Origin of the sequence: Pseudomonas sp. SD17-1 (assembly GCF_029201585.1) — a bacterium.
In the GTDB taxonomy this organism is placed as follows: Bacteria; Pseudomonadota; Gammaproteobacteria; order Pseudomonadales; family Pseudomonadaceae; genus Aquipseudomonas; species Aquipseudomonas palmensis.
This window is the reverse complement of sequence record NZ_CP104044.1, coordinates 5,520,939-5,541,575: the sequence shown is the minus strand read 5'-3', so window position 1 is coordinate 5,541,575 and position 20,637 is coordinate 5,520,939. Positions and strand designations below refer to the sequence as shown.

The 20,637-nt window shown below is 64.8% G+C and carries 22 protein-coding genes and 1 pseudogene; 14 read left to right on the top strand and 9 right to left on the bottom strand.

What is annotated here, in order from left to right:
• The first annotated feature begins 91 nt into the window (after positions 1–91).
• Positions 92–511, top strand: a complete 420-nt coding sequence (gene rnk, locus N0B28_RS25370) for a nucleoside diphosphate kinase regulator (protein WP_043863363.1) — start codon at positions 92–94, stop codon at positions 509–511.
• Here rnk and N0B28_RS25365 read toward each other — a convergent pair whose 3' ends face one another.
• From N0B28_RS25365 to N0B28_RS25355, 3 genes are all read right to left on the bottom strand, one after another.
• A complete protein-coding gene (locus N0B28_RS25365; protein WP_275729510.1) occupies positions 512–3,361 on the bottom strand; it encodes a class I adenylate cyclase in 2,850 nt (949 codons plus the stop codon).
• A gap of 197 nt (positions 3,362–3,558) precedes the next feature.
• Positions 3,559–3,807, bottom strand: a complete 249-nt coding sequence (locus N0B28_RS25360; RefSeq protein WP_043863365.1) for a TIGR02647 family protein — start codon at positions 3,805–3,807, stop codon at positions 3,559–3,561.
• Positions 3,808–3,895: 88 nt separating this feature from the next.
• Positions 3,896–4,180: a hypothetical protein gene (locus N0B28_RS25355; RefSeq protein ID WP_043863366.1), complete on the bottom strand. Its 285-nt coding sequence runs from the start codon at positions 4,178–4,180 to the stop codon at positions 3,896–3,898.
• A 145-nt stretch (positions 4,181–4,325) separates the two neighbouring features.
• On the opposite strand from N0B28_RS25355, the gene N0B28_RS25350 reads away from it, so the two are divergent.
• A complete protein-coding gene (locus N0B28_RS25350) occupies positions 4,326–4,988 on the top strand; it encodes a glutathione S-transferase (RefSeq protein WP_043863367.1) in 663 nt (220 codons plus the stop codon).
• 42 nt (positions 4,989–5,030) lie between these two features.
• Here the strand turns inward: N0B28_RS25350 and argH are convergent, their stop codons facing one another.
• Complete coding sequence (argH, locus tag N0B28_RS25345) at positions 5,031–6,425, bottom strand: argininosuccinate lyase (protein ID WP_043863368.1); 1,395 nt, start codon at positions 6,423–6,425, stop codon at positions 5,031–5,033.
• A gap of 218 nt (positions 6,426–6,643) precedes the next feature.
• On the opposite strand from argH, the pseudogene N0B28_RS25340 reads away from it, so the two are divergent.
• From N0B28_RS25340 to N0B28_RS25305, 8 genes and pseudogenes are all read left to right on the top strand, one after another.
• A pseudogene (locus N0B28_RS25340) lies at positions 6,644–6,751 on the top strand (sensor histidine kinase); the annotation flags it as partial.
• A complete protein-coding gene (locus tag N0B28_RS25335; RefSeq protein ID WP_043863369.1) occupies positions 6,748–7,494 on the top strand; it encodes a LytTR family DNA-binding domain-containing protein in 747 nt (248 codons plus the stop codon). The pseudogene N0B28_RS25340 and the gene N0B28_RS25335, both read left to right, overlap by 4 nt.
• Positions 7,495–7,611: 117 nt before the next feature.
• Positions 7,612–8,553 carry a hydroxymethylbilane synthase gene (gene hemC, locus N0B28_RS25330; RefSeq protein WP_043863370.1) on the top strand — a complete coding sequence of 314 codons (942 nt, stop codon included), beginning with the start codon at positions 7,612–7,614 and terminating at the stop codon, positions 8,551–8,553.
• Positions 8,550–9,317 carry a uroporphyrinogen-III synthase gene (locus tag N0B28_RS25325; protein ID WP_078480664.1) on the top strand — a complete coding sequence of 256 codons (768 nt, stop codon included), beginning with the start codon at positions 8,550–8,552 and terminating at the stop codon, positions 9,315–9,317. The genes hemC and N0B28_RS25325 overlap by 4 nt, the downstream gene beginning before the upstream one ends.
• Positions 9,318–9,363: 46 nt before the next feature.
• Complete coding sequence (locus N0B28_RS25320) at positions 9,364–10,497, top strand: uroporphyrinogen-III C-methyltransferase (RefSeq protein WP_043863372.1); 1,134 nt, start codon at positions 9,364–9,366, stop codon at positions 10,495–10,497.
• Entirely contained in the window at positions 10,494–11,732 is a 1,239-nt protein-coding gene (locus tag N0B28_RS25315; RefSeq protein WP_054915489.1) for a heme biosynthesis HemY N-terminal domain-containing protein, read from the top strand. Before N0B28_RS25320 ends, N0B28_RS25315 begins: the two co-directional genes overlap by 4 nt.
• Positions 11,733–11,942: 210 nt before the next feature.
• Positions 11,943–12,464: a disulfide bond formation protein B gene (locus N0B28_RS25310; protein ID WP_043863374.1), complete on the top strand. Its 522-nt coding sequence runs from the start codon at positions 11,943–11,945 to the stop codon at positions 12,462–12,464.
• A 232-nt stretch (positions 12,465–12,696) separates the two neighbouring features.
• Positions 12,697–13,167, top strand: coding sequence for an Rsd/AlgQ family anti-sigma factor (locus N0B28_RS25305; protein WP_043863375.1), 471 nt, complete (start codon positions 12,697–12,699; stop codon positions 13,165–13,167).
• Between the two features lie 25 nt (positions 13,168–13,192).
• Here N0B28_RS25305 and N0B28_RS25300 read toward each other — a convergent pair whose 3' ends face one another.
• Positions 13,193–13,858, bottom strand: a complete 666-nt coding sequence (locus N0B28_RS25300; protein ID WP_123753392.1) for an FKBP-type peptidyl-prolyl cis-trans isomerase — start codon at positions 13,856–13,858, stop codon at positions 13,193–13,195.
• Positions 13,859–14,085: 227 nt separating this feature from the next.
• Between N0B28_RS25300 and N0B28_RS25295 the strand changes: the two genes are divergently transcribed.
• On the top strand, positions 14,086–15,057 hold the full coding sequence (locus N0B28_RS25295; protein WP_123753393.1) for an AlgP family protein: 972 nt from the start codon (positions 14,086–14,088) through the stop codon (positions 15,055–15,057).
• On the opposite strand, the gene N0B28_RS25290 is transcribed toward N0B28_RS25295, so the two are convergent.
• The gene (locus N0B28_RS25290) at positions 15,033–15,509 is read right to left on the bottom strand and encodes a TIGR02444 family protein (protein ID WP_058541743.1); all 477 of its coding nucleotides are present in this window, start codon (positions 15,507–15,509) and stop codon (positions 15,033–15,035) included. The genes N0B28_RS25295 and N0B28_RS25290 overlap by 25 nt on opposite strands.
• A 50-nt stretch (positions 15,510–15,559) precedes the next feature.
• Here N0B28_RS25290 and N0B28_RS25285 point away from each other — a divergent pair, with 50 nt between their 5' ends.
• From N0B28_RS25285 to N0B28_RS25275, 3 genes are all read left to right on the top strand, one after another.
• On the top strand, positions 15,560–17,470 hold the full coding sequence (locus tag N0B28_RS25285) for an ATP-binding cassette domain-containing protein (RefSeq protein ID WP_058541744.1): 1,911 nt from the start codon (positions 15,560–15,562) through the stop codon (positions 17,468–17,470).
• Entirely contained in the window at positions 17,470–18,057 is a 588-nt protein-coding gene (locus N0B28_RS25280) for a mechanosensitive ion channel family protein (protein WP_043863379.1), read from the top strand. Before N0B28_RS25285 ends, N0B28_RS25280 begins: the two co-directional genes overlap by 1 nt.
• An 85-nt stretch (positions 18,058–18,142) precedes the next feature.
• Positions 18,143–18,775 carry a LysE family transporter gene (locus tag N0B28_RS25275; protein ID WP_043863380.1) on the top strand — a complete coding sequence of 211 codons (633 nt, stop codon included), beginning with the start codon at positions 18,143–18,145 and terminating at the stop codon, positions 18,773–18,775.
• A 123-nt stretch (positions 18,776–18,898) separates the two neighbouring features.
• Here N0B28_RS25275 and N0B28_RS25270 read toward each other — a convergent pair whose 3' ends face one another.
• Genes N0B28_RS25270 through N0B28_RS25260 form a run of 3 tightly spaced genes read right to left on the bottom strand, consistent with a single transcriptional unit; the run spans position 18,899 to position 20,634 of the window.
• Positions 18,899–19,639, bottom strand: coding sequence for a hypothetical protein (locus N0B28_RS25270; RefSeq protein WP_043863381.1), 741 nt, complete (start codon positions 19,637–19,639; stop codon positions 18,899–18,901).
• 3 nt (positions 19,640–19,642) lie between these two features.
• Positions 19,643–20,230 carry a penicillin-binding protein activator LpoB gene (gene lpoB / locus N0B28_RS25265; protein ID WP_043863467.1) on the bottom strand — a complete coding sequence of 196 codons (588 nt, stop codon included), beginning with the start codon at positions 20,228–20,230 and terminating at the stop codon, positions 19,643–19,645.
• Positions 20,231–20,259: 29 nt separating this feature from the next.
• Positions 20,260–20,634, bottom strand: coding sequence for a YcfL family protein (locus N0B28_RS25260; RefSeq protein ID WP_043863382.1), 375 nt, complete (start codon positions 20,632–20,634; stop codon positions 20,260–20,262).
• Positions 20,635–20,637: the final 3 nt, after the last annotated feature.

Below are 20,637 nucleotides of genomic sequence, written 5' to 3'. Positions count from 1 at the left end.
GGCCGAAAAACATGCAAACCCCGCCCTTGGGCGGGGTTTTGCTTTATAACGCCCAGCACTTTTACCCATGAACAAGGAGTCTGACTGGATCATGAGCACCAAGCCTTCCCTTATCCTCACCCGATTGGACGTACAGCGTCTCGAGCGTCTGATCGATGGCCTCGATGAAAAGACGCAGGACTCGCCGGGTGTGCTCGCCCTGCAGGACGAGCTGGACCGCGCCGAGCAGGTAGTGAGCCACGAGGAGGTTCCGGCCGGTGTCGTGACCATGAACTCGCGCGTGCATTGCCGCGATGAAGTCAGCGGCAAGGACTACCACCTGACCCTGGTGTACCCGAAGGACGCCGGCGCCGAAGGCACGGTCTCGATCCTGGCGCCGATGGGCAGCGCATTGCTCGGCCTGTCGGTGGGCGAGCAGATCGACTGGCCGGTGCCCGGCGGCAAGACCCTCAAGCTCAAGCTGCTCGAAGTCGAGTACCAGCCCGAAGCCGCAGGCGACTTCGACCTCTGATCAGGCCGCTTCCAGCGCCTGGTTCAGCACCCGCTCCAGTTCCTGCTTGTAGCGCAGGTACAGGATGCTCGAGCCCTGGCCTTCGGCAAGCAGGTCGGACAGGTCCAGGTCGGTGATGTAGCAGCGGTAGCGCTGGGCGTCACGGCGCTGGCCGACGATCTCGCGGGCGACCACCGCATACAGCTGGTCGCCATACTCGAGCTCCGAAAACTCCTTCTGGTTGCAGTACAACGTCACCTGCAGGGCGTCTTCGACGCCTGCCTGGATGATCGCCTGCACTTCGTAGGCGGTGCTGCCCAGCGTGGTGGGCGGTGCCTGGCGCGGCTCCAGCTGGCGTGCCCGGCCGATACCGGGGGGCGACAGCTGATAGTAGAGGATGTCCAGCGCGCCCTGTGCCGGCAGCTCTTCCAGCGGCAGCCGTGCGTTGTGCCGGAACACCACCGATTGCAGAAAGCGCTGCAGCGGCAGCAACAGGCTGCTGTCGTCGTGGTAGGGCAGGCGTTGCTGCCACAGCGCATTGAATTCATCCAGCACGTAGACGTCGGCCCAGTTCTCCTGCACCCGGTAGAACACCTGCAGGCACTGCGGCTGGCCCTGGGGCAGCACCAGCGACAGGTCGTGGTCTTCCAGCACGTTGGCGTCCAGGTGCAGCGGGGTGTACTCGGCACGTTCCTCGCCCAGGTATGCCAACAGTGCATCCTGACTGTCCAGGCTGACCAGGTTGACCGCCCCGTGGTGCAATTCCAGTACATGGGTGTGCTGCTGCACCTGTATCAGGTAGCGATGCCCCAGGCCTTCGGCAAGCAGCGCCTGAGCGGTGGCGAACACCTCTTCGACCCGCTGGGCGATGGCCTGGGCGCGGTTGTGGCAGAAGCAGCGCACGTTCAGCGTAGGCAGGTGGCCCTTGCTGCCCAGGCTGTTGAGGTAGTCACGCAGGTTGCGCATCAGGGCGTGCTCGCCGTCATACCGCTGCACCAGCACTTCGTTCCAGCTGTTGAGGGTCACCTGGTCCAGAGTCAGCACCAGGTTCTCGCGCACCCCGGCGTAGCTCAGCGAGTCGGTGCGCTCGGTGGTCATCAGGATGTTGAGGTCGCGGTGATGCTGCAGCGGGTCGATGCCGACGTTGACCAGCAGCAGGATCTTGTCCGCCACGCTCGGTTGCAGCAGGCGCGCCTCGCTGACTTCCTTGAACGGCAGGGCCACGCTCTGCTGCAGGCTGCCCAGCAGGTTGAACAGCTCGTACTCGCTCAGGTCGCTGCTGCCGGGGTTGAGCGCCAGGCGCGTGGTGCTGTCGATCACCCCGTTGCGGTGCGCCCAGGCCAGCAGTTCGAGCAATTCGCGGCAGCGCTTGAACGGCACGAACTGCTCCCACTCATGGGCGTTCAGGTTGCCGCTGTACAGGCTCCAGTGGGTTTGCCCAGGCTCCTGGCGATTGGGTGCCTGGACCAGGGTCAGGGTGTCTTCGGCCAGGTCCGGGGCGATGCCCGGGTTGATGAACTCGACCTTGCCGGCGCGCCGCTCGAAGGCGGCGTAGAGGCGTCGGCCCAGCACGTTGAGGTCGCGCTGGTCGAGGCGCGTGGCAGCTTGCGGTTTGCGTGCGAACTGGCCGAGAAAACGGTAGCTGTGGTTGAGTTCGGCCACCAGGATGCGCCGTTCGGCTTCCACCTGGCGCACCTTCCACTGGCTGCGGCTGTCCAGCAGCATCAGCTGGCGCTCGTCCCAGCCCCACTCGCGGGTCAGGCGCTCGAGCAGATCGCGCTGCCAGCCGCCGCTGCGCTGGCGCGCCAGCAGGCTGATCTTCTTGTTCACCTTCAGGTACAGGCTGCGTCGCACCAGTTCCAGGCGCTGGGCCTCGCCGCGGTGCTGCAGGTACTGCTCGATACGCCGGTACACCATCATGTACGGGTCCAGCTCGTCGAGGTCGAGGCGGTTGGCGAACACCGCCTGCTTGAACTGCAGGCTCAGGCACTGCACGTGCGGATGTTCGCTGGCATACACCTCGGTCAGCAGCAGCTTGAGCAGCGACTTGTAGGGGGACTCGATGCCCTTGAACAGTTGCCACAACCCGGCGCCCACGAACTCGCCGGGCGGGATGTGGGCCAGGTGGCCGAGGTCCAGGTTCTCGTCGGCGCGGATGAAGCGCTTGGACAGCAGGGTCTGGGTGTAATGCGCGTAGCTGCTTTCCTCGTAGACCGGCACCAGCCACCACAGCGGCGTGCGCCCGGCCAGCCACAGCGCGGTGCGGTAGAACTCGTCCAGCAGCAGGTAGTGCTGGGTGGTGCCGCAGTCGTCGGAACTCAGTGCGGTATTGCGCTCGCCGGTGACGAAGCGCTCCGGCTCGATCAGGAACAGGTGCAGTTCGGCGCCCTGGGACGCGGCCCAGACCTCCAGCAACACGCACTTTCTGCGCAGCTCGCTCAGCTCGGCCTCGCTGAGCCCGGGGGCGTGGCACAGCCACACGTCCATGTCGCTTTCATCGGCCTGGGCCAGGGTTCCCAGGCTGCCCATCAGGTACAGCCCCAGCAGCGGGCGCGGTGGCTGGCCGTGACGCTTGCGGTAGGTGAACGAGCGGGTCAGGCGCTGGGCCTCGGCCAGCGCCTCGTCGTCGGGCTCGTAGCACGAGATGCCCGCCGGAGTGGTGCCCGATACGTAGCCGGGCAGCAGCGGGTGATTGACGTGGAAGAACAGCGCCAGCAGGTTGAGCACCTGCTGCTGGCGGCTCGACAACCCTTCCATGGCGCGTGCCAGTCGACCCTGGTTGATGGCCAGGAAGCGCTTGCGCAACTGGCTGAGCACCTTGCGATCGATGCCTTCGTCGAGGTCGGGTCGAATTTCGTGGGGGTGGTTCATTGCAGGGCTCTAACTGGCCATCACGGGAGCAATGGCGAGTTTAGCCGCTACGGGGCGAGGGGCTGAAATCTATTTGATTTCTGGCGCCATTTTGTCAGCGCCTGACGTATTGACCGAGTGTGGCCTTCGCCGGCAAGGCCGGCTCCTGTATCGATCTGCAGGATCCGGCCTTGCCGGCGAAGGCTTCAGCGAAGCTCTCAAGCCGGCTCGGCGACCGTGTTCAGGATGATCAGCAACTGCTGTACGTTCTGCGCCGCATCGCGGCCCAGCGGGGTCAGGTAGCCGCCGTCTTCCTGGGTGATCAGTTCCTTGGAGAACAGGCGCTTGGCGGCGGCAATCGCCTGGGGTGCTGCGGTGGCATGGACTTTCAGTCCTTCCTGCGTGCTGTCCAGGTTGAACAGCGCGAGTATTTCCAGTTCGGCAATCAGCTCGGGGGTAAACGACATAGATACTCCGGACTTTCCTGAAGTGGAGGGCAGCACCCTTGCAGGGGTACATGAAGTTGCAGTGTAGCCACGCCAGCCGGTAATTGCTTCAGTCCTTTTCGGGTGGCAACTCAGGCAGCGCACGCAGGGCGGTTTCGTACCACTGCGTATCGAACGCTCGGTCGTCCTCGAGCATGGCGTCGATCTCGCAGGCCAGCACGTGGGCCATCAGGTTGAGGATGTCCTCGCGCTCGTAGCCCACCAGCGTCAGCTTGTTGAACGTGGCCTTGGCCGCTGGCGGGTTGTCGTTCTCGATCTGGTTCTCGATGGCCTGGATCAGGGTCGATTCGGCGAACGCTTCTTCGTCATTGTCGATATCGGTGGGCTCGCTCATGGGCGCTCTCCTCGGAATGGGCATCCAGTTTGCCATGCAGTGCACGCCAATGCCTGGCTATCGAGCAACTGCATGATGCTGGTCAGTGCCTGCGGTAGCGTCTATAAAGGCCAGGCCAACCCCTTTCGGCCTGGAGGCATGTTTCATGCTCAAGCTTCACGGTTTTGCAGTCAGCAACTACTACAACATGGTCAAACTGGCGCTGCTGGAAAAGGGCGTGCCCTTCGAAGAGGTGCTGTTTTTCGGCGGCCCCGGCCCCGCATCACTGAAGATCAGCCCCTGCGGCAAGGTGCCGGTGCTGGAGACCGAGCACGGCTTTCTCAGTGAGACCAACCTGATCCTTGACTATATCGAGCAGACCCAGCCCGGCAAGGCGCTGCTGCCCGAGGGCGTGTTCGCCCAGGCCAAGGTGCGCGAACTGGCCAAGGAGATCGAGCTGTACATCGAGCTGCCGGCCCGAGCCTGTTACCCCGAGGCGTTCTTCGGTGCCCAGGTGGACCCGGCCATCAAGCAAAAGGCCAAGGCCGAGCTGCTGGCGGGTCTTGCCGCCCTCAAGCGCAACGGTGCCTTCGCTCCCTATGTGGCGGGCGAGCAGATGACCCTGGCGGACATCCTGTTCTGCTACAGCGTCGACCTGGCGTATGCGGTGGGCAAGAAGGTGTTCGATATGGATGTGCTGGCGGACTTCCCGCAGGCCAAGGCCCTGCTCGAACACTTCAAGCAGAACCCCAACGTGCAGAGAAACGCCGCAGACAAGGAAGCCCAGATGCCGGCCTTCCTCGAGATGGTGCGTACCGGCAAGCGCTGACTTCAGCGCAGCCAGGCCCGCCAGACGGGCCTGGCGAATGCCTCAGCGGCTGGCCAGCAGCGCCTGGCCGCGGGCCACGGCTGCACGTACCTGGGCCGGTGCGGTGCCGCCGATGTGGTTGCGAGCGTTCACCGAGCCTTCCAGGGTCAGCACGGCAAACACGTCCTGCTCGATCTGGTCGCTGAACTGGCGCAGTTCGTCCAGGCTCATCTCGGCCAGGTCCTTGCCGGTGTCCACGCCGTACTTCACCGCGTGGCCGACGATCTCGTGGCAATCACGGAACGGCAGGCCGCGGCGTACCAGGTAGTCAGCCAGGTCGGTGGCGGTGGAGAACCCGCGCAGCGCGGCTTCGCGCATGATCGCGTGCTTTGGCTTGATCGCCGGGATCATGTCGGCAAATGCCCGCAGCGAATCGCGCAGGGTATCGGCGGCATCGAACAGCGGTTCCTTGTCTTCCTGGTTGTCCTTGTTGTAGGCCAGCGGCTGGCCCTTCATCAGGGTCAGCAGGCCGGTCAGGGCGCCGAACACGCGGCCGGTCTTGCCGCGTACCAGCTCGGGGACGTCGGGGTTCTTTTTCTGCGGCATGATCGAGCTGCCGGTGCAGAAGCGGTCCGGCAGGTCGATGAACTGGAACTGCGCGCTGGTCCACAGCACCAGCTCTTCGGAAAAGCGCGACAGGTGCATCATCGCGATGCTGGCCGCCGCGCAGAATTCGATGGCGAAGTCACGGTCGGACACGCCGTCCAGCGAGTTGCCGCCCACCGCTTCGAAGCCCAGCAGCGAGCAGGTCAGTTCACGGTCGATCGGGTAGGTGGTACCGGCCAGTGCGGCGCTGCCCAACGGCATGCGGTTGGTGCGCTTGCGGCAGTCCACCAGGCGCTCGTAGTCGCGGCTGAGCATTTCGAACCAGGCCAGCAGATGATGCCCGAAGGTCACCGGCTGGGCGGTCTGCAGGTGGGTGAAGCCCGGCATGATGGTGTCGGCTTCGCGCTCGGCCTGCTCCAGCAGGCCTTTTTGCAGGCGGGTGATCTCGGCCAGGATCAGGTCGATCTCGTCGCGCAGCCACAGGCGGATGTCGGTGGCCACCTGGTCGTTGCGGCTGCGCCCGGTGTGCAGCTTCTTGCCGGTGATGCCGATGCGGTCGGTCAGGCGTGCCTCGATGTTCATGTGCACGTCTTCGAGGTCGATGCGCCAGTCGAAGTTGCCGGCCTCGATTTCGCCCTGGATGGTGGTCAGGCCGTCGATGATGCTGTCGCGCTCGGCATCGGTGAGCACGCCGACCTTGGCCAGCATGGTGGCGTGGGCGATCGAACCCATGATGTCGTGGCGGTACAGGCGCTGGTCGAAGGTGACGGAGGCGGTGAAGCGGGCGACGAAGGCGTCGACCGGCTCGCTGAAACGGCCGCCCCAGGACTGGTTGGTCTTGTCGGTGCTCATGGATTCACTCGTGTAAGGCGTGAACGGAAAAAGTGGCGCAGATGATAGCAGGGTTGCCGGGGCTCACGGGGCTCGGCGGTCGGCGCAACTGCGGGTTTGTGTCGCAGCCGGGGGCCACGACAGGGGCGATGCAAAAGGATATTTATCGATTGAACGGCAGCGTGCCTGCAACCGTCTACAGTTGGACAGAGGATTGGCAGGTTTCGCCCTCCCAGTGAATCTTTAGCCCTCGTGCGAGTCTGAGCGTGGATCGCCGTGACGGTCGTCACTTCACCTGTCTACGCTATCCTTGTGCGAGACTCACGCAGGAATCCAGCGCTATATGAATGTCCTGATCGTTGATGACGAACCCCAAGCCCGGGAACGCCTGAGCCGAATGCTCGGCGAGCTGGAGGGCTATACCGTGCTGGAGCCCAGCGCCACCAATGGCGAAGAGGCCCTGGCATTGATCGACAGCCTCAAGCCCGAGGTGGTCCTGCTCGACATCCGCATGCCCGGCATGGACGGGCTGCAGGTGGCGGCCCGGTTGTGCGAGCGCGAAGCGCCACCGGCCGTGGTGTTCTGTACGGGGGATGACGAATTCACCGTGCAGGCGTTCAAGGACAGCACCCTGGGCCATCTGCTCAAGCCGGTTCAGGCCGATGCCCTGCGCGACGCGCTGCGCAAGGCCGAGCGCCCGAACCGCGTGCAGCTGGCGGCGCTGACCCGCCCCGGCGCCGAAAGCGGCAACGGGCCGCGCAGCCACATCAGCGCCAGGACCCGCAAGGGCATCGAGCTGATTCCCATCGACCAGGTGATCTACTTCATCGCCGATCACAAGTACGTGACCTTGCGTCATGAGGGCGGCGAGGTGCTGCTGGACGAACCGCTCAAGGCTCTGGAAGACGAGTTCGGCGAGCGCTTCGTGCGTATCCACCGCAACGCGCTGGTGGCCCGCGACCGTATCGAACGCCTGCAGCGCACGCCGCTGGGGCATTTCCAGCTTTTTCTCAAGGGCCTCAATGGCGATGCCCTGATTGTCAGCCGCCGCCATGTGGCCGGCGTACGCAAGATGATGCAGCAGCTTTAGGGCGGGGCGGGAGCACTGCTTGACCAGGGACGGTCGACCCCTCCACTGACATAGATCTGCTAGCAGCCCGGATTGAGCTGTTATCATCCCGCGCATCTATCTCGTACGGATCGATCCATGTCCACTCGTGAAATCCGCATTGCCACGCGCAAAAGTGCCCTTGCCCTGTGGCAGGCCGACTATGTAAAAGCCCGCCTCGAACAGGCACACCCCGGCCTGGTGGTGACCCTGGTGCCGATGGTCAGCCGCGGCGACAAGCTGCTCGACTCGCCACTGTCGAAGATCGGCGGCAAGGGCCTGTTCGTCAAGGAGCTGGAAACCGCGTTGCTGGAGCAGGAAGCCGACATCGCCGTGCACTCGATGAAAGACGTGCCGATGGACTTCCCCGAAGGCTTGGGCCTGTTCTGCATCTGCGAACGCGAAGACCCGCGCGATGCCTTTGTCTCCAACACCTATGCCAGCCTCGATGCACTGCCGGCAGGCGCCATTGTCGGCACCTCCAGCCTGCGTCGCCAGGCGCAGTTGCTGACCCGCCGCCCCGATCTCGAGATCCGCTTCCTGCGCGGCAACGTCAACACCCGCCTGGCCAAGCTCGATGCCGGCGAGTACGACGCGATCATCCTGGCGGCTGCCGGTTTGATCCGCCTCGGTTTCGAAGACCGCATCACCGCCAGCATCAGCGTCGACGACAGCCTGCCAGCCGGTGGCCAGGGCGCGGTAGGCATCGAGTGCCGCACCACCGACGCCGAAATCCATGCCTTGCTTGCGCCGCTGCACCACGCCGATACGGCTGACCGCGTGGTGGCCGAACGGGCCATGAACAAGCACCTCAACGGCGGCTGCCAGGTACCGATCGCCTGTTACGCCGTGCTCGAGGGCGAGCAGCTGTGGTTGCGCGGCCTGGTGGGCGAGCCGGCCGGTGGCCTGTTGCTCAGCGCCGAGGCACGTGCACCGCGCGCAGACGCGGATGCACTGGGTGTACGCGTCGCCGAAGACCTGCTGAACCAGGGCGCCGAAGACATTCTCAAGGCGGTGTATGGCGAGGCCGGCCACCCGTGAACGGCTGGCGCCTGCTGCTGACCCGGCCGGCCGACGACTGCGTGGCACTGGCCGCGACCCTGGCCCAGGCCGGGGTGTTCGGCAGCAGCCTGCCGCTGCTCGAGATCGAAGCGCTGCCGGTGACCGATGCGCAGCGCAGCACCGTGCTCGGCCTGGCCGACTATGCTGCGGTCATCGTGGTCAGCAAGCCGGCAGCCCGGCTCGGCCTGGCCCTGCTCGACCAGTACTGGCCCCGCACGCCGGCCCTGCCGTGGTTCACGGTGGGGGCGGCTACCGCCGCGATCCTGCAGGCCCATGGCTGCGAAGTGCACTTCCCGCCACAGGGGGATGACAGCGAAGCCCTGCTGCAGCTGACCCGGCTGCAGGAAGTTTTCGCACAGCCCCAGCCGCGCTTTCTGATCATGCGCGGCGAAGACGGTCGCGAGCTGTTGGCCGAGCGATTGACCGCGCAGGGTGCTAGTGTCGATTATCTGCCCCTGTACCGCCGCTGCCTGCCCGAGTACCCGGTCGGCACGCTGATGCGACGCATCGATGCGGAACGCCTGAACGGCGTGGTGGTCAGCAGTGGGCAGGGTCTTGAACACCTGCGCCAGCTGGCTGGCAGCGACTGGTCGCGACTGGCCGCGTGGCCGCTGTTCGTGCCGAGCCCGCGTGTTGCCGAGCAGGCCCGCGCCGCTGGCGCACAGAATGTAGTGGATTGCCGTGGTGCCAGTGCCACGGCTTTGCTGGCGGCGTTGCAGGAAACCCCTGCGCCCGCCTCCTAAGGCGCTAAGCTGTCTGGCGAGGTGCCCCAATGCAAAGGATGGATACGTGAGCGAAACTGCCTTGCCCAACGATGATCTGCAGCCGGCGCCAGAAGCGCCCGCGCAAACGCCCGCCGCCCCTGCCAAGCGGGCCGGCACCGGTCTGGCACTGTTCGCCCTGCTGCTGGGTGCGGCAGGTGTCGCAATCGGTGGCTGGGGTGTCTGGCAGGTACGCCACCTGCAGGGCGCCAACCAGCTCCAGAGCGAACAATTGCAGGCCTTGAATGCCCAGGCCCAGGCCTTGCAGCAGGGCGAGCAGCGACTGTCGTCACGCCTGGCCGACCTGCCACCGGCCGCCGAGCTCGAAGAGCGCCGGCGCCTGGTGGCGCAATTGCAGGGCGACCAGCAACGTCTGAGCCAGCGCCTGGAGACCGTGCTCGGTGCCAGCCGCAAGGACTGGCGCCTGGCCGAGGCCGAGCACCTGCTGCGCCTGGCCAGCCTGCGCCTGTCGGCATTGCAGGACATCACCAGCGCTCGAGCGCTGGTCGAAGGCGCCGACCAGATCCTGCGCGAGCAGAGCGACCCGGCCTCGTTCGCTGCCCGCGAACAGCTGGCACGCAGCCTGGCCACCCTGAACAGCGTAAAGCAACCGGACCGCACCGGGCTGTTCCTCAAGCTGGCCGCGCTGCGCGAGCAGGTAGTGCAGCTCACCGCCATGGCCCCCGAATTCGAAGAAGGCGGCGAACCGCTGTTCGGCCTGGCTGCCGACGGCGACGGTGCCAGCCGCTGGTCACAGTGGTGGGCGCAGCTGTCGCGCTACTTCCGTATCGATTTCAATGCCGACAAGAACGTCAAGCCGTTGCTGGCCGGCCAGGCCCTGAACCAGGTGCGCCTGGCCCTGAGCCTGACCCTGGAGCAGGCGCAGTGGGCCGCGCTCAACGGCGAGCCGAAGGTCTATGCCCAGGCGCTGGATGAAGCGCGCAGCGTGCTGCTGGCCAACTTCAACCACGACAACGAGCAGAGCCAGTCGATGCTCGAACAGCTCAACGCGGTGGCGAACGAGCCGGTGTCGGTAGTGACGCCGGACCTGGCCGACAGCCTCGGTGCGGTCCAGGCCTACCTCGAGCGTCGCCACCTGCCCGCCGAAGAATCGATCACGCGCCAGCCGGCGGCACAAGGTCATGAGGAGGGCACCCCATGAAACGTGCCTACCTGTGGGTGGTGGTGGCGATCGTCGCCGCGACCCTGCTGGGTATCGCCGTGGCCCGGCATAGCGGATACGTGCTGATCGCCTACGACAGCTTCCGCTACGAGTCGAGCCTGTGGGCGACCCTGGCCCTGCTGCTGGCCGTGGTGCTCGTGGTGCTGATGGTGCGCTTCGTGCTGGGCCTGGTGTTCACCTCGGGCGGGGTGGTCAACCCATGGTCGCGGCGCAACCGCAGCCGGCGTACACGCCTGGCCATCGAGCAGGGGCAACTGGACCTGGCCGAGGGCCGCTGGGCCAGTGCCCAGCGCCATCTGCATCGCGCTGCCGAGGCCGAACGCCAGCCGCTGCTCTATTACCTCGGGGCGGCCCGCGCTGCCAACGAACTGGGGCGCACCGAGGACAGCGACAACCTGCTGGAACGTGCCCTGGAACGCCAGCCGCAAGCCGAGCTGGCCATCGCCCTGACCCACGCGCAGTTGCAGGTCGACCGCGGTGACACCGAGGCAGCGTTGGTGACCCTGCAGGCGATGCACGAGCGCCACCCGCACAACGTGCAGGTGCTGCGCCAGTTGCAGCGTCTGTACCAGCAGCGTGGCGACTGGAGCGCGGTGATCCGCCTGCTGCCGGAGCTGCGCAAGGACAAGGTGTTGTCTGCCGCGGAACTGGGCGAGTTGGAGCGGCGGGCCTGGGGCGAAAACCTGAGCCTGGCCGCACGCCGCGAGCAGGACGACCAGACCGCACAGCAGTCCCTTGAACGTGCCTGGCAGCAACTGACCTCGGCACAACGCCAGGAGCCGCAACTGGTGCTGGCGTATGCCGAGCAACTGCGCCAGCTGGGCGCCGAAAGCGACGCCGAGAAGGTCCTGCGTACGGCCCTGCAGCGCGAATACGAAAGCCACCTGGCCCGGCTGTACGGGCTGGTGCGAGGCGGCGACCCGGCGCGTCAGTTGCAGACGGCCGAGGGCTGGCTCAAGCAGCACCCGGACGATCCCAGCCTGTTGCTGACCCTGGGTCGTCTGAGCCTGCAGAATCGTCTGTGGGGCAAGGCGCGCGACTACTTCGAAGACAGCCTGCGCCGGCAGCGCAACCCTGAGGCCTGCGCCGAGCTGGCCCGTCTGCTGGCCGGCCTGGGCGACACCGAGCGCAGCAACCAGCTGTTTCAGGAGGGCCTGGGCCTGTTGGATGAGCGCCTGCTGGCCTTGCCTCTGCCTGAAGCCGTCCGGGCCTGACGTCGTACGGGTTTAGCCCCAGGTTAAACCCGTACTGTTTGGCTGGTTGCGGGGGTGGGTAACTTTTCGCTGAGTTACAGAGGAAATATCCACCTCAACTCTTCGACACTTCCCTTATGTTTCAGCGATTTATCGCGCCTGTCGTGCCTTGAAACAAGGCTCGATTTTCCTCTACCGTTGTTACATGTCTTTCCCGCACCTGGACTTGCCATGCCATTGGCCTGTTTGCGCTCATTGTTCTCCCTGGCTTTCGTCGCGTCGTTACTGATTCTCGCCGGTGCGTTTTACCTCGAATTCACCAAAGGGCTGGTGCCTTGCCCGCTGTGCCAGAGCCAGCGTGTATTGCTGGTTGTGTTTGCCGGTGTCTGCCTGGCCGCGCGCCTGCATGCACCGGGTCAGCCGGGTGCGCGTCGCTATGCGGCTGCGGCGTTGGGCCTGGCGCTGGGGGGCGGCTTGCTGGCGGTGCGCCAGATCTGGTTGCAGGGCAGCGGGGTGGCGGCGGGTGAGGCCTGCTCGATGCCCCTCGGTGCGCTCATCGAGCAAGGCAGCCTTGCCGACGTGCTGCACGCCATGCTGCTTGGTTCGGCCGATTGCGCTTCGATCACCTGGAGCTTTCTGGACCTGAGCCTGCCGGAGTGGAGCCTCCTGGCCTTCCTGCTGCTGGCGGCGCTGGCGTTGGCGCGGCTGCTGTACGTGCAGCCAGCGGCCACGGGCAAGTCATTGAAACCCTGACGCTTGCCGGCGGGGGCCAGGCAATCGACCGATGGCCGCGGGTGCGGCGATTAAACACTTGTATGAAACTTGTCGCCTGCGTACCTTGAAGGCAAGGGCGTGCGGGAATAATCTCCCTTGCACGCATACCCAAAACACTGCTGCTCGATGCCGTTCTGCTGCTTTCTCCCTTTGTTGTGCATACCTCGCACGACGGGGCGCAGCGGCATGACCCAGAAGGGAAGACACCGCCATGTTAGATAGTTGTCAGAATGCTCAGGAACGCTGGGGTGGGGTTCACAAGCTGATTGACCGCTGGCTGGACGAGCGGGCCGAACTGGTCACGGCCTTTCGCGCATTGCGCGATGCCAAACCGGCTTTTGCGGACAAGGACAAGAACCTCGGCTTCTGCGCGATACTCGTCGATTACGTCTCCGCCTGGCACTTCGAGGTCAGTGAGCAGTTGGTGGCTGAAGCCAAGGCGTTCGGAGATGACAAGGGCCTGGAACTGGCGAAGCAGATCAGCCCTCGTATCAGTGCCATTACCGATATCGCGTCGGCTTTCAACGATCACTGCGACAAGGGCAACTGTACCGACCAGGAGCGCTTCGCCAAGAAGCTCAGCGAGCTGGGCAGCCTGCTCCACGAGCGCTTCGAGCTTGAGGATTGCCTGATCGAAGTGCTGCACAACGCGCACAAGGAAGAAGAGGCCGTCCAGGCCTGATCCCTGTCTCCTCCGTTGCCGACATTCAGTCGGCAACCCCCAGTAGTTCGATCTCGAAGATCAGTGGCGTGAACGGCGGAATCAGATCGCCTGCGCCATCGGCTCCGTAGGACTTGGCCGACGGAATCACCACACGCCATTTCGCCCCGACAGCCATCTGTGGCAACGCCACCTGCCAGCCCTCGATCACACTCTTGAGGCTGAACCACTGCGGTTGTTCGCTCTGGTCGAACACGCTGCCATCGGGCAGCTTGCCGACGTAGCGTACCTGCACCTGGCCATCGGCCCTGGGTGAGGCACCATTGCCCTTGACCAGTTCGGTCACCAGTACGCCTTCGGGTAGTTCTCGTACTCCGGCACGGGCGCGTTCGGTGGCCAAGTAACGGGTTTCCACCGCCATCAGCATTTCCACCTGCGACTGCTCGGCGGCCTCGCTGGCCTGGGCCTCGTGCTGGCTGAGAATCGCTTCGCGCCGTGCCTGGCTGATTGCCAGGGGCTTGTTCGCGTAGGCCTGTTGCAACCCCTGGATCAAGGCATCGAGCTGCAGCTCGGGCATCTCGTTGCGCAACCGTTCACCCAGGCTGGCGCCGACGCTATAGGACAGGTCGTGAGCACTTGCCGGTGGCTCGGTGGTGTCTGCGAATGCGCAGGGCAGGGCGAGCAGCAAGAGCAGTAACAGGTAGCGTGGCACAGGCTCACTCCAGGTGGTTTGAGTGCATGGTGAGGGCCGGATGAATCTTTGCATAGAGCAAATTCCGACAGCCTTTTTAACAGCATCTACACTTGTGCGCAGCTGCAGCCATAACAACTTTGCCCAGGCATGCAACGCGGCGTCCTACTTACTGTCAACATGCCCTAGCGGCGGTAGCAGCAGAAGGTCTAGTATGAGCCGCATTCTCGTCAGCCAGGAGGTAAGCCATGTCGGCCAGTAAGAAGCCAGTCAGTACGCCATTACACCTGCTACATCAACTCTCGGGCAGTTTGCTCGAGCATCTGGAAAGTGCCTGCTCGCAAGCACTGGCTGATGCTGAAAAACTGTTGGCCAAGTTGGAAAAACAACGGGGCAAGGCGCAGGAAAAACTTCACAAGTCGCGTCTCAAACTTCAGGACGCTGCGGTCGCCGGCAAGAACAAGGCGCAGAACAAGGCCAAGGGCGCCGTAGGCGAACTGGAAACCCTGCTCGATTCGCTCAAGGATCGCCAGTCGCAAACCCGCCTGTACATCGTGCAGCTCAAGCGTGATGCGCAGGAAAGCCTGAAGCTCGCCCAAGGCGTCGGCAAGGTGCAGGAAGCAGCGTCCAAGGCCCTGACCTCGCGTTCGGCCAAGGCTGCTCCGGTAGCGGCCAAGTCGGCCACCAAGGCCCCGGCCCGCAAGGCTGCAGCCAAGCCAGCCGCTACCAAAGCCGCCGCCAAGCCAGCGGCCAAAACTGCCGCGGCCAAGCCAGCCGCTGCCAAGGCTCCGGCCAAGCCAGCTGCCAAACCTGCAGCCGCCAAGGCTCCGGCAAGGTCTGCTGCCAAACCCGCAGCCGCCAAGGCCCCCGCCAAGCCAGCTGCTAAACCTGCCGCTGCCAAGGCGCCCGCCAAGCCAGCTGCCAAACCTGCTGCGGCCAAGGCTCCGGCCAAGCCAGCTGCCAAACCTGCAGCCGCCAAGCCAGCTGCCAAACCCGCCGCTGCCAAGGCTCCGGCCAAGCCAGCTGCCAAGCCTGCTGCTGCCAAGGCCCCCGCCAAGCCCGCCGCTACCCGCGCACCCGCCAAGCCGGCCGCCAAACCCGCTGCTGCCAAACCGGCGACTTCGGCACCTGCTGCGGCCACCACGGCCGCACCGGCTGCTTCGCCTGCCGCTGCACCCGTGACGACCCCAGTGACTCAGTCGCCCTCGACTGCTTCCTGATCCGCCACCGCCACGACGCGCAGCACCTGCAGCGCGTCGTGGTGCCGGGTGCCCTGGGGGGCCAGCACGGCCAGCCAGTCACCTGCCACACCCTGATTCATCCAGCCTTCGCTAGCCTGTTGCAGGCGCGCCAGCAATGTTCGCTCCGCCTCCAGTTCCAGTGCCTTGACCTGCTCGCGCAAGTGCGTCAGCTGCGGGTCGTGCTGCGCGTCTGCACGCCATTGGCGGCGCAGTTGACGCAGCGGTGTCACCACATGCTGCTGCCAGGCAGCGGCCAGCTGTTGCAGGTGCTGTACGCGCTCGGGGGTCACCCCGGCCCTGCCGGCTTCAAGCCACGCCCCGCACAGCAGAAGGCACACATCGGCCCCTTCGTCCTGCAAGGCCAGGCAGGCAGCCTCCACGCCCGGCCGGGCGTACAGGTGCAGAGCGAAATTCCACAGGTCGGTGTGCATGGTCCTACTCGCGCCAGTTGCCATCGAAGCTGGTAGACTCCGCGGCCATTATGATCAGACTTTCGAACCTCACTTTACAGCGTGGTCCCCAGCGCCTGCTAGAAGGCGCCGAGTTGACCCTGCACGCCGGCCAGAAAGCCGGCCTGATCGGTGCCAACGGCGCCGGCAAATCCAGCCTGTTCGCCTTGCTGCGCGGTGAGCTCACGCCCGATTCGGGCGAATGCCAGCTGCCCGGCGACTGGCGCATCGCGCACATGCGCCAGGAGGTCGATACCCTCGATCGCCTGGCGGTGGACTATGTGCTCGATGGCGACGTGCGCCTGCGCGAGGTACAGGCTGCGCTCGCAGCCGCCGAGGCCGCGCACGACAACAATGCATTGGCCCGCCTGCATGTGGAGCTCGACAGCGCCGACGGTTATACCGCCGATGCCCGCGCCCGCAAGCTGCTGGCCGGCCTGGGCTTCAGCAACGAACAGATGGACCGGCGCGTCGGCGACTTCTCCGGCGGCTGGCGCATGCGCCTGAACCTGGCCCAGGCACTGATGTGCCCCAGCGACCTGCTGCTGCTCGACGAGCCCACCAACCACCTGGACCTGGATGCGATCCTGTGGCTTGAAGACTGGCTCAAGAGCTACCCCGGCACGCTGCTGCTGATTTCCCACGACCGCGATTTCCTGGATGCGGTGGTCGACCACGTGGCACACGTGGAACAGTGCAAGCTGACCCTCTACCGCGGCGGCTACAGCGCCTTCGAGCGCGCCCGTGCCGAACGCCTGGCGCAACAGCAGCAGGCGTACGAGAAGCAGCAGGCGCAACGCGCCCACATGGAAAAGTACATCGCCCGGTTCAAGGCCCAGGCCACCAAGGCGCGCCAGGCACAAAGCCGCATCAAGGCACTGGAGCGCATGGAGGAGCTTTCGGCGGCGCATGTCGACTCGCCGTTCGACTTCACCTTCCGCGAGTCCGAGAAGATCTCCAGCCCGCTGCTCGACCTTGCCGAAGCCCGCCTGGGCTATGGCGACAAGACCGTGCTGGAGAAGGTCAAGCTGCAGCTCACCCCGGGTGCGCGCATCGGCCTGCTGGGCCCCAACGGCGCCGGCAAGTCGACCCTGATCAAGAACCTGGCCGGCGAGCTGGAGCCGCTGGCCGGACGCCTGGTGCGCGGCGAGAACCTGGTGGTGGGCTACTTTGCCCAGCACCAGCTCGATTCGCTGGACAGCAAGGCCAGCCCCCTGCTGCACCTGCAGCGCCTGGCCCCCACCGAGCGCGAGCAGACCCTGCGCGACTTCCTCGGCGGTTTCGATTTTCGCGGTGCGCGCATCGACGAGCCGGTGCTGAACTTCTCCGGCGGCGAAAAGGCCCGCCTGGCCCTGGCGCTGATTGCCTGGGAGCGGCCCAACCTGCTGCTGCTCGACGAACCGACCAACCACCTGGACCTGGAGATGCGCCTGGCACTGACCATGGCCCTGCAGGAGTTCAGTGGCGCGGTACTGGTGGTGTCCCACGACCGTCACCTGCTCAAGAGCACCACCGACGACTTCCTGCTGGTGGCAGACGGCAAGGTCGAGACCTTCGATGGCGACCTCGACGACTACACCCGCTGGCTGGTCGAGTATCGTCAGCGCAATGCCCCGGTCAGCACCACACCGGTCAACCCCGACAAGACCGACAAGAAGGCCCAGCGCCAGGCTGCGGCGGCGTTGCGCCAGCAACTGGCCCCGCACAAGCGCCAGGCCGACAAGCTCGAAGCCGAGCTGGCCAAGTTGCATGAAGAGCTGGCCGGGGTCGATGCCAGCCTGAGCGACAGCGCGCTGTATGAAGCGGCGCGCAAGGACGAGCTGCGCGAGCTGCTGGCCCGCCAGGCCAAGCTGAAGGTGCGCGAAGGCGAGCTGGAAGAAGCCTGGATGCAAGCGCTCGAAGTGCTTGAAAGCATGCAGGCCGAGCTGGAGGCGTTGTCCTGATGGAGTCGATGCAGGGATTGCTGCCGGTCGAGTGGATCGGCCCCTTCTGGATGGGCCTGCAGATACTGCTGATCCTGGTCGCGGCGTACCTGCTGCAACGCCTGGTGGCGCGCTGCCTGACTCGCCTGAGCGAGCGTTACCCGTTGCCGCCGGAGCTGATGGTGCCGCTGCGCGGCGGCTTGCGCTGGCTGATCATGGGCAGCGCGCTGATCTTCGTGCTGGAGCGCCTGGGTGTTTCGGCCACGGTGCTGTGGACGGCCCTGTCGGGCTTTGTCGCGGTGGCGGCGGTGGCCTTCTTCGCGATGTGGAGCGTACTGTCCAACCTGCTCTGCGCGGTGCTGATCTTCACCGTGGGGCCGTTTCGCATCGGCGACGTTGTCGAGCTGGTCGAGACACTCGACAAGCCGGGGGTCAAGGGCCGCGTGACCGCGATCAACCTGCTGTTCACCACCTTGGTCGAACTGCCCGAGGCGGGCGGCGCACTGGTGCAGGTGCCCAACAGCCAGTTCTTCCAGAAGAGCGTGCGCCGCTGGCGCGGTTCGGACGGCCTGGCCGTGGTAAGCGAAAGCCCGAAACCCGGGGCCTGAACACCGGCTGCAAAAAAATGTGGTGATTTTTTCAGCGGCGCATTAGCGTGGAACCCTTGAACAAGGGTCCGGGCCGAGGTGTGTGATGTCGCTGGAAACGTGGTTGGCTTTTTTTGCTGCCTGTTGGGTAATCAGTCTTTCGCCTGGGGCGGGGGCCATTGCGTCCATGTCCTGCGGCCTGCAGTACGGCTTCTGGCGCGGCTACTGGAACGCGCTGGGCCTGCAGTTGGGGCTGGTGATGCAGATCGCGATCATTGCCGCCGGCGTGGGCGCGGTACTCGCTGCCTCGGCTACCGCGTTCCAGGTCATCAAATGGTTTGGCGTTGCCTACCTGATCTACCTGGCCGTGAAACAGTGGCGAGCGCTGCCGGCAGACCTGGCCGACGACTCGACGGTACGCCCCATCGGCAAGCCGTTGAGCCTGGTGTTCCGTGGTTTTCTGGTCAACGTCAGCAACCCCAAGGCGCTGATCTTCATGCTTGCGGTGCTGCCGCAGTTCATCAATCCGCATGCCGAACTGCTGCCGCAGTACCTGACGATCGCCGGCACCATGGTGGCGGTGGACCTGCTGGTGATGGCGGGTTATACCGGGTTGGCGGCGCGGGTGCTGCGCCTGTTGCGCACGCCCCGGCAGCAGCGGCGCATGAACCGCACGTTTGCCGGGTTGTTCCTGGGTGCGGCGACATTGCTGGCGACCATTCGCCGGGCGCCGGTCTAAGACCGGAAGGCTGCGCCTTCCATCGCGGTTCACCACTGTTCTTGTGGGAGCCGGCGTTGCCGGCGAAGAGGCCAGCACAGACACCCAATAAAAAAGGCGACCCGAAGGTCGCCTTTTGCATGCTCAGCGCAAGATCTGCGCCGGTTCATCCGGCGGCAGGTTGTTGCGCATCGGCGCACGTTCCTGATCCGGCATCACACCCACCAGCTGCTCCTTGAGCTGTCTGGCCACATCCATGCCCAGTTCCTTGGACACTTCACGCACCACCCGCGGACGGTTCAGGCTGACCCGCACGTCCTGGCTGTTCACCAGCTTGGTGTCCTGGCCTTCACCCATGGCGGTGAACGCCGAGGTGATCTCATAGGTACGGGTGTTGATCAGGCTGAAATCGGCCACCAGGGTCAGGCCCAGGATCGCCGAGTAGCTGTTGGTGTTGTCGATCGAGGTGATATCGCGCTGGAAGTCGATATCCGACAGGGTGCCGAACAGTACGTAGTCGGCGCCCTTGTAGTTGCCCGCCTTGATCCGCGCGATCACGTCATACACGTCCTGCTTGGCCTTGGCCGTGTACGGCGTGCCCTGCACCAACTGGAACATGCCGGACTTGAGGATCTCGCCCTTGATGTCACCGCTGAACTTGCGCAGCTCGGTCTGCTCGATGTAGCTCTGGCTGCTTTCGAACTCGCTGTAGCTGGACGACGCGTTGGCGTGGTACATGCTCGCATTCGAGTTGCTGCTCGCCGAGACCATGTGGATGTACTGCTCCACGCGCTCCTGATAAGCCAGGTCGGTGACCGCTACCTTGGGGGCCGCTTGCACGCCGAACGCGCAAGCCAGGCCGATGATGCCCATCCATGCACGCATTGCTTAGCGCTCCGTGGTCTTGCGGATTTCTTTTTCGTCCATCCACTCGGCCAGGCCGCTTTCCACGTCGATCAGCTGCAGGCTGAACTTGTAGAACACGTCCTTGTAGTCGCTGCTGCGCTTGACGATCGAGCTGATCGAACCTTCCAGGCGGTATTTGGCAGCGATCATGTTGCCGGTCTTGGCCACGGTGTTCTTCTTGTACAGGCCGCTCTGGTTCTGCAGCTTGAGCTGGTCGACCTGGCTCTGCATCTGGTTGTTGTCGCTGGCGAAGCGGGCGGTGCCGGTCTTCATCAGCTGGGTCTTGATCGAGGTGGTGATCTCGCGGGTATCGATGTACTCGCTGGTCTTGTTCTTCACGTCGTAGACCTGAACCACCGGACGGCCCTGCAGGATGCCGGACTGGGCCAGCGAGCGGGTCATGCTTTCGGCGATCATCTGCAGGTCGGTGGAACCGAACTCGTTGGTGACCAGTTCAACGGCCTTGCTGTCGCCGTAGCCAATGTTCTTGCCGCCCAGTACAGGGGAGTTGTTGGCACAGCCGCTGGCCAGCGCGACCACTACGGCCAGCAGGGAAAAACGAGCGAACATCATGTTGAGCATCTCCTGAAAATTGAAAATTACTGGGCCTGGACTTCAATGCGGAAGTCAGTGGCCTGGGGGACCGGGGCAATCGCTGGCAGTACGGTGGACTGCGAGCCGTACAGGCTCAGGGTCTTCCAGCTTTCTTCGCTGGCGACCGGGAAGCCGTCGTTGCCCAGCCAGGCAAAGCGATAGAACATCGTCTTGTTGCTGCGGCTGGTGTTGGTCAGCGAGACCTTGACGGTCATGAAGCCGTTTTCGCGGGCAACCCGCATCGGGCCGATATCGATGTTGCTCAGTTTGCCCATCACGACCACCTTGCTGGCGGCGCTGCCCGGTGCGGGCGGTGGTGGGGTGGCGCAGCCGGCCAGCAGGGTGGCGGTGGCGAGCGCGGCGAGAAGCTTGAGGCGCATGGC

Coding starts and splice junctions, on each gene's coding strand:
- rnk (WP_043863363.1), top strand. CDS start 92: ATGAGCACCAAGCCTTCCCTTATCCTCACCCGATTGGACGTACAGCGT.
- N0B28_RS25365 (WP_275729510.1), bottom strand. CDS start 3,361: ATGAACCACCCCCACGAAATTCGACCCGACCTCGACGAAGGCATCGAT.
- N0B28_RS25360 (WP_043863365.1), bottom strand. CDS start 3,807: ATGTCGTTTACCCCCGAGCTGATTGCCGAACTGGAAATACTCGCGCTG.
- N0B28_RS25355 (WP_043863366.1), bottom strand. CDS start 4,180: ATGAGCGAGCCCACCGATATCGACAATGACGAAGAAGCGTTCGCCGAA.
- N0B28_RS25350 (WP_043863367.1), top strand. CDS start 4,326: ATGCTCAAGCTTCACGGTTTTGCAGTCAGCAACTACTACAACATGGTC.
- argH (WP_043863368.1), bottom strand. CDS start 6,425: ATGAGCACCGACAAGACCAACCAGTCCTGGGGCGGCCGTTTCAGCGAG.
- N0B28_RS25335 (WP_043863369.1), top strand. CDS start 6,748: ATGAATGTCCTGATCGTTGATGACGAACCCCAAGCCCGGGAACGCCTG.
- hemC (WP_043863370.1), top strand. CDS start 7,612: ATGTCCACTCGTGAAATCCGCATTGCCACGCGCAAAAGTGCCCTTGCC.
- N0B28_RS25315 (WP_054915489.1), top strand. CDS start 10,494: ATGAAACGTGCCTACCTGTGGGTGGTGGTGGCGATCGTCGCCGCGACC.
- N0B28_RS25310 (WP_043863374.1), top strand. CDS start 11,943: ATGCCATTGGCCTGTTTGCGCTCATTGTTCTCCCTGGCTTTCGTCGCG.
- N0B28_RS25305 (WP_043863375.1), top strand. CDS start 12,697: ATGTTAGATAGTTGTCAGAATGCTCAGGAACGCTGGGGTGGGGTTCAC.
- N0B28_RS25295 (WP_123753393.1), top strand. CDS start 14,086: ATGTCGGCCAGTAAGAAGCCAGTCAGTACGCCATTACACCTGCTACAT.
- N0B28_RS25290 (WP_058541743.1), bottom strand. CDS start 15,509: ATGCACACCGACCTGTGGAATTTCGCTCTGCACCTGTACGCCCGGCCG.
- N0B28_RS25285 (WP_058541744.1), top strand. CDS start 15,560: ATGATCAGACTTTCGAACCTCACTTTACAGCGTGGTCCCCAGCGCCTG.
- N0B28_RS25280 (WP_043863379.1), top strand. CDS start 17,470: ATGGAGTCGATGCAGGGATTGCTGCCGGTCGAGTGGATCGGCCCCTTC.
- N0B28_RS25275 (WP_043863380.1), top strand. CDS start 18,143: ATGTCGCTGGAAACGTGGTTGGCTTTTTTTGCTGCCTGTTGGGTAATC.
- N0B28_RS25270 (WP_043863381.1), bottom strand. CDS start 19,639: ATGCGTGCATGGATGGGCATCATCGGCCTGGCTTGCGCGTTCGGCGTG.
- lpoB (WP_043863467.1), bottom strand. CDS start 20,230: ATGTTCGCTCGTTTTTCCCTGCTGGCCGTAGTGGTCGCGCTGGCCAGC.
- N0B28_RS25260 (WP_043863382.1), bottom strand. CDS start 20,634: ATGCGCCTCAAGCTTCTCGCCGCGCTCGCCACCGCCACCCTGCTGGCC.